The following is a 13,940-nucleotide window of genomic DNA, read 5'->3' on the forward strand; positions in this document are numbered from 1 at the left end:
GGTGCTCGCCGACGGCTTCTTCAACCTCACCGCCAAGGAGACTGACATGCCCCAGATTGGCGAATTCACACGCGACGAGGCCGGTTTCATCGGACACCTCGGAACGCTCCTACTGCATCAGGATATCATCATCGTCGCCGCAGAGCCGACCGACGCTGAGAACGCGCCAGATTATCGCGTTCACCTCTTCGACGGCATGAGCAACGAAACAGGCCCGGAGGTCGGCGCGACCTGGAAACGCACCGGCGAGAAGGCCGGCGAATACATCGCACTGCTGATCGACGATCCGGCATTCCAGCATCCGATCCGCGCCAACCTGTTTCGCGACGACGATGCCGGTAAGGCCTGGTCGCTGCACTGGTCGCGCCCGCGCGACCGCGCCGAAAAGGATTGAGCGATGCGTGGCTCTCGTCAGCCGATGAGCCGTTCGACTGCGTCCGGGCCGCGCCGCGCTGCCCGGCGCATGGCTCGCCTTCTCCTTTCCGGCCTTACCATCGGGAGCGTGATGCCGGCGATCACGATGGCGCAGGACGCGCCCGTTGTTCGACCGTCGCCACGTGATGCTTATGCCGACTACATCGCCGAGGCCTCGCGGCGCTTTGGCGTCCCGATCGCATGGATCAGGGCGGTGATGCGCGCCGAAAGCGCCGGAGAGTCGCGCGCGGTATCCTCCGCCGGTGCAATGGGCCTGATGCAGATCATGCCCGCGACCTGGGCCGATTTGCGTGCGCGGCACAGCCTCGGCCGCGATCCCTACGACCCGCACGACAACATACTTGCGGGCGCAGCATACCTTCGCGAGCTGCACGATCGCTACGGCTCGCCGGGATTTCTCGCGGCCTACAATGCCGGACCCGGTCGCTACGAAGCATCGCTCAATGGCCGCTCGTTGCCGGCCGAGACGCGCGCCTATGTCGCCTTGCTCGCGCCGATCGTCGATGGTTCGGCCGACACGAATGCGACCGTCGTGGCTGCGATCGACCGATCGGCCTGGACACGCGCACCGCTGTTCATCGCGCAGTCCGGTCGCACGTCGGCCTCCGTCCCTGTGCCGGCCGAGCGACCAAGGGATGACGCATCCAATCCGACCACGGTGCGCGATGTTTCCGCCATCGTGCCGCAGTCGAACGGACTGTTCGTCGCGCGGGCCTCCTCGGAAGAGCCGCGATGATGGCAAACGGCGGCAATCGCAGCATTTCGCATTCCAGCGCATTCGAGAGGGCGCGGAGGTGGGAGGCAGGCGCCACAACCGGACGATGGCAGGATAAAAGGCCGCGAGGTGCGGCTTCGGCCGGTTGTGGTTTTTCAATAAGTTATGAGGCGATTTCGCGAGGTGCGGGTTTTCCCCGCACCTCGCGGCAATGCCGATTTTCCCGTGATTACTTGCGCTTGGCGCGCTGTGCGGGGCATCGGCCATGACCGGAGACAGTGATTTCCGCATCAGGCCGGGCCGCATCCGTTCGTCCCGTGCGCAGCAGGCCCGTCCCTTCATCGCGCAGGCCCTCGCGGCGGCGAAGAAAGCAGGGGCCGGCGTCTCGCGCTCCGGCCGGATCGTGTCCGGCAATCGCTCGCGCTTTGGGCGTGGCCAGCGTGCGAGCATCCAGGCGAACCGGCTGCTCACGGCCCGCTCGCGTGGCGCCGTCATCAAGGCGCGCGTCGTGCGCCAGACCTCGCGCTCGGCGCCGCTCGCGACCCACCTCAATTATCTGCGCCGCGAAGGCGTGACCCGCGATGGGGAGAAAGCCCATCTCTTCGGACCCGGCGGTGACGACGCCGATCCGAAGGCCTTCGCGGAACGGTGCCAGGACGATCGCCACCATTTCCGGTTCATCGTCTCGCCCGACGATGCCGCCGATATGACCGATCTCCGATCCTTCACCCGCGATCTCGCCGCGCAGATGGAAAAGGATCTCGACACCCGGCTCGATTGGGTGGCCGTCGATCACTGGAATACGGAGCATCCCCACGTCCATCTGATTGTGCGCGGCGTTCGCGATGATGGGCAGGATCTCGTCATCGCGCGCGACTACATCAAGGAAGGGATGCGCGACCGGGCGCGTGACCTCATCACGCAGGAATTGGGGCCGCGCTCCGATCTCGACATTCAGCGCAGCCTGGAGCGTCAGGTCGGGGCCGAGCGCTTCACGCAGCTCGATCGGCAACTCGTCCGCGACGGCCGCGCCACCGGCGTCATCGACATGGCGATCGATCCGAGCGTCCGGCCCGACGAATTTCACGCGCTAAAGGTCGGAAGGCTCCGCAAGCTGGAAGCACTCGGCCTCGCCGAACAGGTCGGCCCCGGCCAATGGACGATCGACCCGAAAGCCGAGGGGACGCTGCGCGAACTCGGCGAGCGCGGCGACATCATCAAGCGGATGCACAGGGCGCTGACGGAACGCGGCATCGAGCGCGGCTCGGCGGGCTATGTGCTCGCGGCCGAGAGCCTCGATGCGCCCGTCATCGGCCGACTGATCGATCGCGGTCTTGATGACGAGCTGAAGGGGACGGCTTATGCGGTGGTCGATGGTGTCGATGGCCGCACGCATCACGTCAAGCTGCCCGACCTCGATGCCGCAGGCGACAGCGCGCCGGGCTCGATCGTCGAGCTGCGCAAGTTCGATGATGCTCAGGGGCAGCGGCGGGTCGCCATCGCCGTCCGCTCCGATCTCGACATCGATCGTCAGGTCACGGCAACCGGCGCAACCTGGCTCGATCGGCAGAACATCGCCCGCGAACCGGCGGCCCTGTCCGAGGGCGGCTTCGGCGCCGAGGTACGGCAGGCACTGGACCGGCGCGCGGATCATCTGGTTGGGCAGGGCTTCGGCGAGCGGCACGGTCAGCGCGTCACGTTCAACCGCGGGCTGATCGACACGTTGCGTCGCCGCGAGTTGGACGCCGTTGGCGAAAAGCTTGCCGCCGAGACAGGCCAGCCGTTCAATCGTGCGGGCAGCGGTGAGTATGTCGCGGGCACCTATCGCCAGCGCCTGGCGCTCGCGTCAGGCCGCTTTGCCATGCTGGACGACGGCCTCGGCTTCCAGCTCGTCCCGTGGTCGCCCTCCCTCGAAAAGCAGCTAGGCAAGCACGTCTCGGGCGTCGCTCGCGACGATGGCGGCGTCGATTGGAGCTTCGGCCGCAAGCGGGGGCTCGGCCTCTAACCTCTTTGCGAAAGGACAGCCGTCATGTCGGCAACAAAAATCCTCTGGGGCCAGATCCTCACCGTCTTTCTGATCGTGCTCGCCACCACCTGGGGCGCCACCGAATATGTTGCGTGGAAGCTCGGGTTTCAGGCTCAGCTCGGCCCGGCCTGGTTCTCGATCTTGGGCCGGCCGTTCTACTATCCGCCCGCCTTTTACTGGTGGTGGTATTTCTACGACGCCTATGCGCCGTCGATCTTCGTCGAGGGCGCGTTCATCGCCGCGTCGGGCGGCTTCATCTCGATCGCCGTCGCCATCGGCATGTCGGTCTGGCGGGCGCGCGAGGCCAAGAAGGTCGAAACCTATGGCTCGGCGCGTTGGGCCGAGAAGAAGGAAGTGGAGGCGGCCGGTCTTCTCGGTCCTGATGGCGTCGTGTTGGGGCGCTACGATCACGCCTATCTGCGCCATGATGGGCCGGAGCATGTCCTGTGCTTCGCGCCGACCCGATCCGGTAAGGGTGTCGGTCTGGTCGTGCCCTCGCTCCTGACCTGGCCGGGCTCGGCCATCGTCCACGATATCAAGGGCGAGAACTGGCAGCTCACCGCCGGCTTTCGCGCCAAGCATGGCCGCGTGCTGCTGTTCGATCCGACCAACACGAAATCCGCAGCGTACAACCCGCTGCTCGAGGTGCGCCGCGGCGAATGGGAGGTCCGCGACGTACAGAACATCGCCGACATCCTGGTCGATCCCGAAGGTTCGCTTGAGAAGCGCAACCATTGGGAGAAAACAAGCCACGCGCTGCTTGTCGGCGCGATCCTCCATGTCCTCTATGCCGAGGACGACAAGACGCTCGCCGGCGTCGCCGCCTTCCTCTCCGACCCGAAGCGGCCGATCGAGTCGACGCTGGCCGCGATGATGAAGACGGCGCATCTTGGTGAGGCTGGGCCACATCCCGTCATCGCCAGTGCGGCGCGCGAGTTGCTCAACAAATCCGACAACGAGCGCTCGGGCGTGCTCTCCACCGCCATGTCGTTCCTCGGCCTCTATCGCGATCCCGTCGTCGCCGAGGTGACGCGGCGTTGCGATTGGAGGATCACGGACATCGTGGGCGACAAGCGGCCGACGACGCTCTACCTCGTCGTGCCGCCCTCCGACATCAACCGCACCAAGCCGCTCATCCGCCTGATCCTCAATCAGGTCGGCCGCCGACTGACCGAGGATTTGCAGGCGAAGGCGGGACGCCACCGTCTGCTGCTCATGCTAGACGAGTTCCCGGCGCTCGGCCGCCTCGACTTCTTCGAGAGCGCGTTGGCGTTCATGGCCGGCTACGGCCTGAAAAGCTTCCTCATTGCGCAGTCGCTCAACCAGATCGAAAAGGCCTACGGCGCAAACAATTCGATCCTCGACAATTGCCATGTGCGCGTCAGCTTCGCCACCAACGACGAGCGTACGGCGAAGCGGGTATCGGATGCGCTTGGCACCGCCACCGAGATGAAGGCCATGAAGAACTATGCCGGCCACCGACTGTCGCCCTGGCTCGGCCATCTGATGGTGTCGCGCTCGGAAACAGCGCGGCCGCTGCTCACGCCGGGCGAGATCATGCAGCTTCCGCCGGCGGACGAGATCGTCATGGTCGCGGGCACGCCGCCCATCCGGGCGAAGAAGGCGCGCTACTACGAGGACGCTCGCTTCAAGGAGCGCCTGCTGTCACCGCCGTCCCTTGTTGTGCCGACGCGAGGGCGGCCGGACGACTGGACGACGCTGCCGCGGCCCGCACGCCCGAAGATGCTCGAATCCAAGTCCGTCTCCGATGCCGCCGACGAAGATCCAACCGAGTCGGAGCGCCGGCACCAGCCCGAACTCAACCGCGTAGCGCCCATCGAGAAAAAGCCGCCTGTCGAGAACGAATTCGAGATTGATGTCGAAGGCGACGAGGATGAGGACGCCGCTGCCCGTAACCGCCGCATGACGCGGATGATGCAGGGCGTGGCGCGGCAAGTCTCGCTCGATCCGAATGACGGCATGGAATTGTGAGGCGCCCATGTCGAAATCACTCCGAAAACAGCGCCTGTCGGTCTATCTCGATCCTGCCGTAATGCGGCGCCTCACCGAACACGCCGCGCGTCGTGATCACTCCCGTTCGCTCGTCGCAGAAGCGGCCATCGAATCCTTCTTGTCGCCCGATGCTGCCGAGCGACAGGAAGCAGCCATCACCAAGCGGCTCGATCAACTCGATCGTCGCATGACACGGATGGAGCGCGACGTCGGCATCTCGGTCGAGATGCTTGCAGTTTTCGTGCGCTTTTGGGTCGCCACCACGCCCGCGCTGCCGGAACCCGCGGCGCAGGCTGCGCGGGCCAAGGCCAGCGAACGCTACGATCAATTTGTCGCCGCGCTCGGTCGCAGACTCGCAAAGGGACCGAAACTGAGACAGGAAATCACGGAGGATGTCGCCACGCCGACCGACTAGCCTGGCGAGAAGGAAGTGAGTTCAAAACTCTCTCGATCCGCCACAATCTCCCATTTTCTCTATGGTCCGATATTGCGGCCGATCACCGCATCATCACCACGTGGCATAGCAAACTGCCGTCTTCACACTTAGCTCGGCATCCCTTGATTGGTCCTGAGCTCGTTCAAAGCCACGATGGCAGCGTTCGATCTGATTCAGGCGATCTTATTGCCTAGCCCCGCGCACCAATTGTTCGTCAGTTCTCGCAAGCTCTCTTGACCACACGATATATGATCCATATACATTTCGTATATTCTCCGGCTTCGATGGTTATCCATGGGTATCGTAAAAATCGACGAAGATCTGCATGACGAGGTTCGTCGAGCGAGCACGGTCATGTGCCGTTCCATCAATGCACAGGCGGAATTCTGGATGAAGATCGGTATGCTGGCCGAGGCCAACCCAACCCTTTCCTTCAACGACATCGTGAAGATGCGGTTGGAAGCGGCAGACGCCCGCCCGAAGGGTTCGGTAGCTGCCTGACATGGTCAAGATGCCTGATGAACTGGCGCTCATGAGGGTGTCGGGCAGATTGTTGGCCTCAGCCTTCGAGATGTTGGACGAGCAGGACCTCGCCGGCATGTCGACACTACAGGTCAACGATCTTGTCGACCGCTTCATCACCGAGAATCTCGCCGCCCGTCCCGCCAGCAAGGGACAATATGGATTCGAGTATGTCCTGAATTGCTCGATCAACCATGTCGTCTGTCACGGGGTGCCCGATCCGGCCGAGATCATCCGTGACGGCGATATCGTCAACTTCGACATCACGCTCGAAAAAAATGGCTTCATCGCCGATTCGAGCAAGACCTACTTGGTCGGCAATGCTCCGCCCGCCGCGAGGCGGCTGGTACGGGTCGCCCAAGAGGCAATGTGGAAAGGCATTAAGCAGGTGCGCCCCGGAGCGCATCTCGGGGACATCGGCTTCGCGATAGAGCGGCACGCGAAGAGGAATGGCTATTCGGTTGTTCGGGAATATTGCGGACATGGCATCGGCCGCGAGATGCACGAGGAACCGCAGGTGCTCAATTTCGGGCGACCGGGAACCGGCTTGAAGCTGCGCGAGGGCATGGTTTTCACCATCGAGCCGATGGTGAACCAGGGCACCCGCAAGGTTTCCACTGCTGATGATGGCTGGACGGTCGTGACCAATGATCGGAAGCTCTCCGCCCAATTCGAGCATACGGTTGCCGTCACAGGGACCGGCGTTGAGGTCCTGACGCTGCGCCACGACGAAGCAGCAATGCTGCAAAGCGGAGCGTGACGTTCCAGATGCTCGCTTTGACGCATCAACTCCTTCCAAGCGCGACAGCGTGCTTTCCGCCCGGGAATGCTATTCGCCCGCTGTTCCTTTTTCGAAGTTCATGGACGGGCATAGCGTAGACATAGCGTCCCGCTTCATCGTTCTCGGCTCACTTTAGCCTCTCCGGAATCAAACGGGCCGAAGGGTGCCAGTGGCGTACCGATACCCGTTCAGTCCAGTGCCTTAAGCGTTCCCATGCGATTTTACCCGGGCAGCTGGACAACGGGAGCAACAAAGCGTGATACCGAGTCGGTCTGCCGGCTCACAGAACTTACGTTCAACGGTCTTTCTCCTCCCCAATCTCAACCGCCAATCTCCTGTATTTGCACGCTACGCTACTACGCCGATGAATCCTTGTTGAATCGGCCCAAAATCAGGCCCTTTTAATCATCCCCGTCCGGGGAAGGTCTGTCTCAACCCCGTTGGAATCGGGGTTGCATGGCGGCGTCTCACCAAAATTCAGAAGGCTTTGCTCGCGGCGCGCGGATGCTGCGCACCGCGCTCGGTCCCGCCATCGCGCGCTATCTCGACGACGCCAGCATCGTCGAGGTGATGCTGAATCCTGATGGGCGGCTCTGGATCGACCGTCTTTCCGAGGGCCTGTCAGACACGGGCGAGCGGCTGTCGGCAGCGGATGGCGAACGCATCGTCCGTCTGGTCGCCCATCATGTCGGTGCTGAGGTTCACGCTGGAGCCCCTCGTGTCTCCGCCGAGCTGCCCGAGACGGGGGAGCGGTTCGAGGGGCTGTTGCCACCCGTCGTGGCCGCACCGGCCTTCGCGATACGTAAGCCTGCCGTCGCCGTGTTCACGCTCGACGACTACGTCGCGGCCGGCGTCATGTCGGCAGCTCAGGCTGCCGCACTTCGCCAGGGCGTCGCCTCGCGCGCCAACATCCTCGTTGCCGGCGGAACATCGACCGGCAAGACCACCCTCACCAACGCGCTGCTCGCCGAGGTCGCCAAAACCGCCGATCGCGTCGTCATCATCGAAGACACGCGCGAGCTTCAATGCGCCGCGCCGAACCTCGTCGCCATGCGGACGAAGGATGGCGTCGCCTCGCTCTCCGATCTCGTGCGCTCGTCGCTGCGCCTCCGCCCCGACCGTATTCCGGTTGGCGAGGTGCGCGGCGCGGAGGCGCTCGACCTGCTCAAGGCCTGGGGCACTGGACACCCCGGCGGCGTCGGCACGATCCACGCCGGCAGCGCGATCGGCGCGCTGCGCCGCCTCGAACAGCTCATTCAGGAAGCCGTCGTCACAGTCCCGCGCGCCCTGATCGCCGAGACGATCGATCTCGTCGCGGTCCTGTCCGGCCGCGGGTCGCAGCGCCGGCTCGCCGAACTCGCCCGCGTCGAAGGGCTCGGCCCCGACGGCGACTACCGCGTCACCCCCATCACCCCGAAGCCCCAAGAAGGAGAATCCGCATGATCTCGCATGCCCGTAGCTTGCCTCGCCGCCTGACGATGACGGCATCCGCCATCGTCATGAGCATAGCGATGGCGCCCGCCGCCCACGCTTCCGGCTCTTCCATGCCGTGGGAACAGCCGCTCCAGCAGATCCTCCAGTCGATCGAAGGTCCGGTCGCGAAAATCATCGCGGTGATTATCATCATCGTCACCGGCCTGACGCTCGCGTTCGGCGACACGTCGGGCGGCTTCCGCCGGCTCATCCAGATCGTGTTCGGCCTCTCGATCGCCTTCGCCGCGTCAAGCTTCTTCCTGTCCTTCTTCTCGTTCGGCGGCGGAGCGCTCGTCTGATGGCGGGTGTCGTGGATCAGGCTGGCGAGGTGCCAGGCTTCACGGTTGCGGTCCACCGGGCGCTGACCGAGCCGATCCTGCTCGGCGGCGCCCCGCGCGCCATCGCCATCATGAACGGCACACTCGCCGGCGCCGTGGGCCTCGGCCTGCGCCTCTGGCTCGTCGGCATCGCGATCTGGGCGATCGGCCACGTCGCGGCCGTCTGGGCGGCGAAACGCGATCCGCTCTTCGTTGATGTCGTGCGGCGACATCTGCGCATCCCCGCCCATCTCGCGGTCTGAGGGAAGCCGCGCCATGATGAACCTCGCTGAATATCGCAACCGCAACAGCCGGCTTGCCGACTTCCTGCCCTGGGTCGCGCTCGCGGGTGCCGGCATCGTCCTCAACAAGGACGGCAGCTTCCAACGCACGGCGCAGTTCCGCGGTCCCGATCTGGACTCGGCCGTTCCCGCTGAGCTGGTCGCCGTCGCCGGCCGCCTCAACAACGCCTTTCGTCGTCTCGGCTCCGGCTGGGCGATCTTCGTGGAGGCGCAGCGTCACCCTTCGAACCACTACCCCGACAGCAAATTTCCCGACGCCGCCTCCGCCCTGGTCGATGCCGAGCGCAAGGCCGACTTCGAGGAAGCCGGCGCACATTTCGAGTCGAGTTACTTTTTGACCTTCGCTTGGCTGCCGCCGGCCGAGGACGCGGCGCGTGCAGAAACCTGGCTCTACGAGGGCCGCGAGACGTCGGGCATCGACCCGCGCGAAGCCCTGACCGGGTTTGCCGATCGCACCGACCGCATCCTTCATCTGGTCGAAGCCTTCATGCCGGAGTGCCGCTGGCTCGATGACGCCGAGACTCTGACCTATCTGCACGGCTGTGTTTCGACCAAGCGCCATCGCGTCCGCGTCCCCGAAACGCCCATCTATCTCGATGCGCTGCTCGCCGATCAGCCGCTCGTCGGCGGGCTCGAGCCCCGGCTTGGCGATCAGCATGTCCGCGTCCTCACGATCACCGGGTTTCCGACCGCGACGACCCCCGGCCTGCTCGACGAACTGAACCGGCTCGCCTTTCCCTATCGCTGGTCGACGCGCGCGATCCTGCTCGACAAGACCGACGCGACCAAGCTGCTGACCAAGATCCGCCGCCAATGGTTCGCCAAGCGCAAGTCGATCGCCGCGATCCTCAAGGAGGTGATGACCAACGAGGCGTCCGCCCTCGTGGACACTGACGCGGCCAACAAGGCCGCCGACGCCGACATGGCGTTGCAGGAACTCGGCGCCGACTATGCCGGCATGGCCTACGTCACGGCGACGGTGACGGTCTGGGATGCCGATCCACGCGCCGCCGACGAGAAGCTGCGGCTGGTCGAGAAGGTCATCCAGGGCCGCGACTTCACCGCGATGGTGGAGACCGTCAACGCCGTCGACGCCTGGCTCGGCTCGCTGCCCGGCCATGTCTACGCCAATGTTCGGCAGCCGCCGATCTCCACGCTCAATCTCGCCCACATGATCCCGCTTTCGGCGGTATGGGCGGGACCGGAACGGGACGAGCATTTTGCAGCTCCCCCACTGCTCTTCGGCAAGACCGAAGGCTCGACACCGTTCCGGCTTTCCATTCACGTCGGCGATGTCGGCCACACGCTGATCGTCGGCCCGACCGGCGCGGGTAAGTCGGTGCTGCTGGCGCTGATGGCGCTTCAGTTCCGCCGCTATGCGCGCTCGCAGGTCGTGGCCTTCGACTTCGGCGGCTCCATCCGCGCGGCCGCGCTCGCCATGGGCGGCGACTGGCACGATCTCGGCGGCGATCTCAGCGACGGCGCATCCGACAGCGTCAGCCTTCAGCCGCTCTCGCGCATCCATGATGTGCCCGAGCGGGCGTGGGCCGCCGACTGGCTGGTCGCGATCCTAATCCGCGAAGGCGTGACCATCACGCCGGAAGTGAAGGAGCATCTTTGGACGGCGCTTACCTCGCTCGCCAGCGCGCCGGTCGAGGAGCGGAGCCTGACGGGCCTCGCTGTCCTGCTCCAGTCGAACGACCTGAAGCAGGCGCTCCGGCCGTATTGCGTCGGCGGTCCCTATGGTCGCCTGCTCGATGCTGAACATGAATATCTTGGCTCAGCCTCGGTCCAGGCATTCGAGACCGAAGGGCTGATCGGCACCGGCGCTGCGCCCGCCGTCCTCGCCTATCTCTTTCATCGCATCGATGACCGGCTCGATGGCTCGCCAACACTGATCATCATCGACGAAGGTTGGCTTGCGCTCGACGACGAAGGTTTCGCCGGCCAGCTCCGCGAATGGCTGAAAACGCTGCGCAAGAAAAACGCCAGCGTCGTCTTCGCCACGCAGTCGCTGTCGGACATTGACGGCTCGGCCATCGCTCCGGCCATCATCGAGAGCTGCCAGACCCGGCTCCTGCTCCCCAACGAGCGGGCGATCGAGCCGCAGATCACCGCGATCTATCGGCGCTTCGGTCTCAACGATCGCCAGATCGAGATCATCGCACGGGCGATGCCCAAGCGCGACTACTACTGCCAGTCCAGACGCGGCAATCGCCTCTTCGAACTTGGCCTGTCCGCCGTCGCGCTGGCGCTCTGCGCCGCCTCCGCAAAGACGGATCAGACGGCCATCGCCCGCATCGTCGCCGAGCACGGCCGCGATGGCTTCCTTACCGCCTGGCTGCATCACCGCGACGTCGGCTGGGCGGCGGATCTCGTTCCCACCCTCACTACCCAGGAGAATTGACATGAAACTGCGCCATTCCCGCGCAGCGCGTTTTGCTGCCATCCTGCTGACCGCCCCCGTCGTGCTTTCGCCCATGCTGGCGACGCCCGCTCACGCCATCTTCGTCTTCGACCCCTCGAACTATGCGCAAAACGTCCTCACGGCCGCGCGCTCGTTGGAGCAAATTACCAACCAGATCACCTCGCTCCAGAATGAAGCGCAGATGCTGATCAATCAGGCGCGCAACCTGATGAGCCTGCCGTTCTCCGCGCTCCAGCAGTTGCAGCAGTCGGTTCAGAAGACTCAAGCGCTTCTCAGCCAGGCGCAGAACATCGCTTACGACGTCCAGAAGATCGACCAGATGTTCCAGCAGAAATACGGGAACGTCTCGATGTCGGCATCCGACCAGCAGCTCGTATCCGACGCCCGCTCGCGCTGGCAAAACACGGTCGGCGGCTTGCAGGACGCGATGCGGGTGCAGGCCGGTGTTGTGGGCAACATCGACACCAATCGCGCGCAGATGTCGGCGCTTGTCGGCCAGAGCCAGGGCGCGACCGGCGCGCTGCAGGCCGCGCAGGCTGGCAATCAGCTCCTGGCGCTTCAGGCACAGCAGCTCGCCGATCTCACCGCCGTCATCGCTGCGAACGGACGCGCGCAGATGCTGACTGAGGCGGAGCGCACGGCCGCGGCCGAACAGGGCCGTGAACAGCGCCGCCGCTTCCTGACACCGGGCGCGGGCTACCAGCCTGGCAACGCCCAGATGTTCAACAACCGGAACTGAGCGGGGGGCGATTTCATGGACGGCAAAACGTTCGCCCGGCTTGGCGCCGTCGTCTTCGTCGGCATCGCCATCACGGCCACCGTCATCGAGATGACCCGGAAAGAGGAAGCGCCGGAGGTCCGCACGCTGGTCCTCCGGCCAGGCCTGGAAGCCGCTACCCTGCAACGTCAGCTTCGTGGGTGCCGGGATATGGGCGAGGCGGCGATCCGTGATCCGGCCTGCCTCAAGCTCTGGGCCGCCAACCGCAACCGCTTCCTGGGCCAGAACCCGGCAGCGCCGCGGACGGCCTCGCCGGATGCACCGACGCCGACTGCGACGATCGCGCCAGCGCCCACGCCGGACTCGATCGTCAAGGAAATCGCGCCGGTCATGCAGCCGGAACCTATGCGTCCGGGGTCACACTGATATGGGCGGCACCGGCGTCATCGACAACTTCCTGGGCGTCTTCACCCGCTACATCGATTCAGGCTTCGGCCTGCTCGGCGGGGAAGTCGCCTTCATCGCCACCACGCTCATCGTCATCGATGTGACGCTGGCCGCCCTGTTCTGGAGCTGGGGCGCTGACGACGACATCATCGCTCGCCTCGTCAAGAAGACGTTATTCGTCGGCGTCTTCGCCTATCTGATCTCCAACTGGAACAATCTCGCCCGCATCGTCTTCGAGAGCTTCGCGGGCCTCGGGTTGAAAGCCTCGGGAACGGGCTTCTCCGTCACCGATCTCCTGCGTCCCGGCAAGGTTGCTCAGACCGGCCTTGATGCCGGTCGCCCGCTGCTTGAATCCATCTCCAACCTCATGGGCTGGGTCGCGTTCTTCGAGAATTTTATCCAGATCGCGTGCCTGCTTTTCGCCTGGGCGCTGATCCTGCTCGCGTTCTTCATCCTGGCGGTTCAGCTCTTCGTCACCTTGATCGAGTTCAAGCTGACGACGCTCGCCGGCTTTGTGCTGATCCCGTTCGGCCTCTTCGGCAAATCTGCCTTCATGGCCGAGCGCGTGCTGGGGAACGTCATTTCAAGCGGCATCAAGGTGCTGGTGCTCGCCGTCATCATCGGCATCGGCTCCACCTTGTTCTCGCAGTTCACGCAAGGCTTCGGTGGCCAAACCCCGACGATCGACGACGCCATGGCGATCGTGCTCGCAGCGCTCTCGCTGCTCGGTCTCGGGATCTTCGGTCCTGGCATCGCCAACGGCCTCGTATCCGGCGGTCCGCAACTCGGTGCTGGCGCTGCAGTTGGTGCAGGCATTGCGGCCGGTGGAATGGTCGCGGCCGGCGCTGCGACCGTCGGCGCCGTCGCCTCCGGTGGCGCTGCTCTCGCCAGTGGCGCAGCCGCCGCTGCTCGAGGCGGCGCGGCCGTCGCTGGTGGCGCTTCCACCGCCTATAGCCTCGGCGCAGCCGGGCAGTCTGGTGCGTCGGGTGTCGCGTCCGGTCTCGGCAATGTCGCGAGCACTGGCGCGAAGGCCGCTGCCTCGCCGCTGAAGCGCGCCATGACGCGCGCGTCCGACGGCCTCAAATCCAGTTTCGATGCCGGCTCCCGCGCGGCGGCCGAGATCTCCGGTGGCGGCAGCGAGGGCGGAGCGACCGAATCCGCGCCGACCGCCGCATCGGCTCCCGCTGCCGGTGGCCCGCCCGCCTGGGCCAAGCGCATGAAACGCTCGCAGCAACTCGCCCACGGCGTCCAGGCCGTAGCCCATGCCGTCAAATCCGGCGACAGCCACGGCGGCGGCTCCTCCATCAAGCTCTCCGAAAGCGACTGA

The 13,940-nt window shown here is 65.0% G+C and carries 14 protein-coding genes; all 14 read left to right on the plus strand.

Annotation, left to right across the window (positions count from 1 at the left end):
• Positions 1 to 46: 46 nt before the first annotated feature.
• A complete protein-coding gene (locus tag RLW55_RS08730) occupies positions 47 to 394 on the plus strand; it encodes a DUF736 domain-containing protein (RefSeq protein ID WP_423416395.1) in 348 nt (115 codons plus the stop codon).
• A gap of 3 nt (positions 395 to 397) precedes the next feature.
• Entirely contained in the window at positions 398 to 1,171 is a 774-nt protein-coding gene (locus tag RLW55_RS08735; protein ID WP_423416177.1) for a lytic transglycosylase domain-containing protein, read from the plus strand.
• A 244-nt stretch (positions 1,172 to 1,415) separates the two neighbouring features.
• The gene (locus tag RLW55_RS08740) at positions 1,416 to 3,155 is read left to right on the plus strand and encodes a relaxase/mobilization nuclease domain-containing protein (protein ID WP_423416178.1); all 1,740 of its coding nucleotides are present in this window, start codon (positions 1,416 to 1,418) and stop codon (positions 3,153 to 3,155) included.
• A gap of 24 nt (positions 3,156 to 3,179) precedes the next feature.
• Positions 3,180 to 5,168, plus strand: coding sequence for a conjugal transfer protein TraG (locus RLW55_RS08745; protein WP_423416179.1), 1,989 nt, complete (start codon positions 3,180 to 3,182; stop codon positions 5,166 to 5,168).
• Positions 5,169 to 5,175: 7 nt separating this feature from the next.
• Positions 5,176 to 5,604, plus strand: a complete 429-nt coding sequence (locus tag RLW55_RS08750) for a ribbon-helix-helix protein, CopG family (RefSeq protein ID WP_423416180.1) — start codon at positions 5,176 to 5,178, stop codon at positions 5,602 to 5,604.
• 315 nt (positions 5,605 to 5,919) lie between these two features.
• Positions 5,920 to 6,126 (plus strand): ParD-like family protein, encoded by a 207-nt coding sequence (locus RLW55_RS08755; RefSeq protein WP_423416181.1) that lies wholly within the window; start codon positions 5,920 to 5,922, stop codon positions 6,124 to 6,126.
• A 1-nt stretch (position 6,127) separates the two neighbouring features.
• Positions 6,128 to 6,907 (plus strand): type I methionyl aminopeptidase, encoded by a 780-nt coding sequence (gene map / locus RLW55_RS08760; protein WP_423416182.1) that lies wholly within the window; start codon positions 6,128 to 6,130, stop codon positions 6,905 to 6,907.
• Between the two features lie 477 nt (positions 6,908 to 7,384).
• Positions 7,385 to 8,371, plus strand: a complete 987-nt coding sequence (trbB, locus tag RLW55_RS08765; protein WP_423416183.1) for a P-type conjugative transfer ATPase TrbB — start codon at positions 7,385 to 7,387, stop codon at positions 8,369 to 8,371.
• The gene (locus RLW55_RS08770) at positions 8,368 to 8,700 is read left to right on the plus strand and encodes a TrbC/VirB2 family protein (RefSeq protein WP_423416184.1); all 333 of its coding nucleotides are present in this window, start codon (positions 8,368 to 8,370) and stop codon (positions 8,698 to 8,700) included. Before trbB ends, RLW55_RS08770 begins: the two co-directional genes overlap by 4 nt.
• Positions 8,700 to 8,981 (plus strand): VirB3 family type IV secretion system protein, encoded by a 282-nt coding sequence (locus RLW55_RS08775; protein WP_423416185.1) that lies wholly within the window; start codon positions 8,700 to 8,702, stop codon positions 8,979 to 8,981. Before RLW55_RS08770 ends, RLW55_RS08775 begins: the two co-directional genes overlap by 1 nt.
• Before the next feature lie 13 nt (positions 8,982 to 8,994).
• Positions 8,995 to 11,427: a conjugal transfer protein TrbE gene (trbE, locus tag RLW55_RS08780; protein WP_423416186.1), complete on the plus strand. Its 2,433-nt coding sequence runs from the start codon at positions 8,995 to 8,997 to the stop codon at positions 11,425 to 11,427.
• 1 nt (position 11,428) lies between these two features.
• Positions 11,429 to 12,187: a P-type conjugative transfer protein TrbJ gene (gene trbJ, locus RLW55_RS08785; protein WP_423416187.1), complete on the plus strand. Its 759-nt coding sequence runs from the start codon at positions 11,429 to 11,431 to the stop codon at positions 12,185 to 12,187.
• Positions 12,188 to 12,202: 15 nt separating this feature from the next.
• Positions 12,203 to 12,592: a putative entry exclusion protein TrbK-alt gene (gene trbK-alt, locus RLW55_RS08790; RefSeq protein ID WP_423416188.1), complete on the plus strand. Its 390-nt coding sequence runs from the start codon at positions 12,203 to 12,205 to the stop codon at positions 12,590 to 12,592.
• A 1-nt stretch (position 12,593) separates the two neighbouring features.
• Positions 12,594 to 13,940, plus strand: a complete 1,347-nt coding sequence (gene trbL, locus RLW55_RS08795) for a P-type conjugative transfer protein TrbL (protein ID WP_423416189.1) — start codon at positions 12,594 to 12,596, stop codon at positions 13,938 to 13,940.

The organism is Hyphomicrobium sp. B1 (genome assembly GCF_049532635.1).
In the GTDB taxonomy this organism is placed as follows: domain Bacteria; phylum Pseudomonadota; class Alphaproteobacteria; order Rhizobiales; family Hyphomicrobiaceae; genus Hyphomicrobium_B.

What these genes read in the sequence shown, in the direction of transcription:
- RLW55_RS08730 (WP_423416395.1), top strand. Translation starts at nt 47, where the DNA reads ATGCCCCAGATTGGCGAATTCACACGCGACGAGGCCGGTTTCATCGGA.
- RLW55_RS08735 (WP_423416177.1), top strand. Translation starts at nt 398, where the DNA reads ATGCGTGGCTCTCGTCAGCCGATGAGCCGTTCGACTGCGTCCGGGCCG.
- RLW55_RS08740 (WP_423416178.1), top strand. Translation starts at nt 1,416, where the DNA reads ATGACCGGAGACAGTGATTTCCGCATCAGGCCGGGCCGCATCCGTTCG.
- RLW55_RS08745 (WP_423416179.1), top strand. Translation starts at nt 3,180, where the DNA reads ATGTCGGCAACAAAAATCCTCTGGGGCCAGATCCTCACCGTCTTTCTG.
- RLW55_RS08750 (WP_423416180.1), top strand. Translation starts at nt 5,176, where the DNA reads ATGTCGAAATCACTCCGAAAACAGCGCCTGTCGGTCTATCTCGATCCT.
- RLW55_RS08755 (WP_423416181.1), top strand. Translation starts at nt 5,920, where the DNA reads ATGGGTATCGTAAAAATCGACGAAGATCTGCATGACGAGGTTCGTCGA.
- map (WP_423416182.1), top strand. Translation starts at nt 6,128, where the DNA reads ATGGTCAAGATGCCTGATGAACTGGCGCTCATGAGGGTGTCGGGCAGA.
- trbB (WP_423416183.1), top strand. Translation starts at nt 7,385, where the DNA reads ATGGCGGCGTCTCACCAAAATTCAGAAGGCTTTGCTCGCGGCGCGCGG.
- RLW55_RS08770 (WP_423416184.1), top strand. Translation starts at nt 8,368, where the DNA reads ATGATCTCGCATGCCCGTAGCTTGCCTCGCCGCCTGACGATGACGGCA.
- RLW55_RS08775 (WP_423416185.1), top strand. Translation starts at nt 8,700, where the DNA reads ATGGCGGGTGTCGTGGATCAGGCTGGCGAGGTGCCAGGCTTCACGGTT.
- trbE (WP_423416186.1), top strand. Translation starts at nt 8,995, where the DNA reads ATGATGAACCTCGCTGAATATCGCAACCGCAACAGCCGGCTTGCCGAC.
- trbJ (WP_423416187.1), top strand. Translation starts at nt 11,429, where the DNA reads ATGAAACTGCGCCATTCCCGCGCAGCGCGTTTTGCTGCCATCCTGCTG.
- trbK-alt (WP_423416188.1), top strand. Translation starts at nt 12,203, where the DNA reads ATGGACGGCAAAACGTTCGCCCGGCTTGGCGCCGTCGTCTTCGTCGGC.
- trbL (WP_423416189.1), top strand. Translation starts at nt 12,594, where the DNA reads ATGGGCGGCACCGGCGTCATCGACAACTTCCTGGGCGTCTTCACCCGC.